General features: G+C 66.1%; 2 protein-coding genes. One reads left to right on the forward strand and one right to left on the reverse strand.

Going from position 1 to position 2,196, the window contains the following annotated elements:
* Positions 1-963 (forward strand): RHS repeat-associated core domain-containing protein (locus tag IF89_RS39195; RefSeq protein ID WP_043194825.1); only part of this gene is annotated, 963 nt, incomplete at its 5' end.
* 317 nt (positions 964-1,280) lie between these two features.
* Here the strand turns inward: IF89_RS39195 and IF89_RS50015 are convergent.
* Complete coding sequence (locus IF89_RS50015) at positions 1,281-1,493, reverse strand: ATP-binding protein (protein WP_420707017.1); 213 nt, start codon at positions 1,491-1,493, stop codon at positions 1,281-1,283.
* Positions 1,494-2,196: the final 703 nt, after the last annotated feature.

Here is a 2,196-nt window from a genome sequence, read left to right on the forward strand (position 1 = left end):
CGCGCCGCCGACCCCGCCGCCAACCCCTTCCGCTTCGGCGGCGAATACACCAACACCGAAAACGGCACCGACTACACCCCCGCACGCCTCTACCACCGCAGCACCGGCCGCTTCACCACCCGCGACCCCCACCCCACACCCCTCAACAAATACCAGGCCTTCAACGCCAACCCCGCCGAATACACCGACCCCACCGGAAACCTCCCCTTCGGCATAAAAATCCGCGGAACTAGGCACGCGAAAGCCGCCAGAGTGAAGCACAACGCGAAGCTCGAACGCCAGCGGGTGGCCATGGGAGACAAAAGCTACTACGCCAGGGGGCAGGCGAACGCCTCCAATAGCAGCCTGGGGAAGTCCGGGGTGGAAAAGCTCGAAATCGAATTCTTCTCCCATCCTGGCGCCATCGAAAAATACAGGGAGGGGCGCGCTTATGCCGACTACTTCCTGAGCGAAGAATTCTCCCGGAGTACCATAGGAAGGGTCGAGCCCGGGGCTGGGGACGCGGCGCACTACTTCGAGACGACGGCCACTGACGAAAGCTTCCCCGCGAGGGCGGCCCAAGCAGGATTGGCGCCCAGCGTGCGGAGGGTGGATATCGCTAACCCCGGACCGGTGCTCGAAGAAATAATGGTCGCCAGAGAACTGACCGAAAGAGCTGCCAAAATTGCCACTGTACGGGACCCGGCAATGCTCGACGTAATTAGCGATCAGTCGTACATGATCCTCGGCGCGCAGGCGCAGAAGGCGCATGAATACCTTACGGCCCTGGGCCGGTACAACTCGCGCAGGATGAATGAGAAGCTGGGTGCACCGGTCGTTACCGACCTCTGGAGTCCGATGTACGGTGAAGCCAGCTATTCCCTCACCGTTGCTTACCAGAATATGGCCGACGGGACTCGGAAGACGCTCATCACCGACCACTACTTCGGCCCTCTTAAAGAAGGCTGGGAGCTGCCGAGCTGACCGGGCCAGCGGCGCCTTGTGAGCGCCGGAAACGGCCCGGCGTCCTGACCGCCGGAAGGGCTGCCGCCGGGCGGCAGGGACCGCCGTTTTCAACGGAATAGCTGTTCTGGCCCCACTGGAACGGTCTGAGGCGGCCCCACCCATCGATCGGATCCCGGGCTGTCCTGTGGCGGAGCGATCGAGGTGGGGAGGGTGCCTGTCATGGGGCTGCAGCGGGTGGTTCACGGAGCCCGCCCGGGCGCGTCCCCTGACAGGAATGCGAACGGGCGGGCACCTTTGCGGGTGCCCGCTCGTCAACGGTTCGGCCTGCGGAGCGTTCAGACGGCGGCTGCTTGCCGCTTGGCGGTGGTGCTGGCAAGACGGAACGACGTGCCGGTCTCGATGATGTGCGCCTCGAAGGTGAGTCGGTCGACGATGGCCTGGCAGAGCCGCTTGTCGATGAAGGTCTGGTCCCACTCGGTGAACGGCCTGTTCGAAGCGATCGCGATCGCGTGCGGTTCCTCGCGCTCGGTGAAATTCTGGAAGAGCAGTCAGCGTCGTGCCGGTCGAGGAGACGCCGCGTCCACCACCGCCTGCGCCGCGCAGGGCGGCGATCGGCGGACGCCGAGCCCAGCTCCTCCTGGCAGAGAAGGTCCACGCGTCCGTGCTTCTTGATCGTGCGGCCCAGCTGCTTGTCTCCGGCGGCTCCCGGCCAGCTCGTTGACCGGGTTCGCCGCGGTCGTGTATTGGACCCGTCCGCCGGCCTCGGCGATCGCGGTGCCAGGCCGATCAGGAGGTGGGGACTTGCCGGTGCCGGAGCCACCGATCAGGCAGAGCGGCTGGCCGGCTTGGACCCAGCCGGGCTGGGTGAGGGTGTTGATCACCTCCGGGGGACGTTAGCCTCGACGTTTCGGTTCGGGCGATGAGGCGTTTCTGATCGTCTGTAGTCGGGTGGCCGACCTGATTTCGGTGTTTGGGCATGGCGGAGTCCCGGCGCGGTGGTCGGGTTCTCGAGCCCTTGCAGGTCGGAGCTGCCGCCTCCTTTATTGAGTGGCAGGCGATCACCGTGGCGTCGAGGTCCAGAACCAGGCCGGGAAGCTCTCGTGCGGCGGCCTGAACAGCGGGTATGCCCTCGCCGGTCTCGGCGGCCTGCATCCAGGCGACTTCCCGGGCCCTGGCGCGGGCCGCCCGTAGTGAGGCGAGTGCAGCCCCGTCGGTGTCGGCGGGCAACCGCCAGGCCGTGGGCGTGGAGGC

It is taken from the genome of Streptomyces sp. NRRL F-2664 (genome assembly GCF_000719345.1).
In the GTDB taxonomy this organism is placed as follows: Bacteria; Actinomycetota; Actinomycetes; order Streptomycetales; family Streptomycetaceae; genus Streptomyces.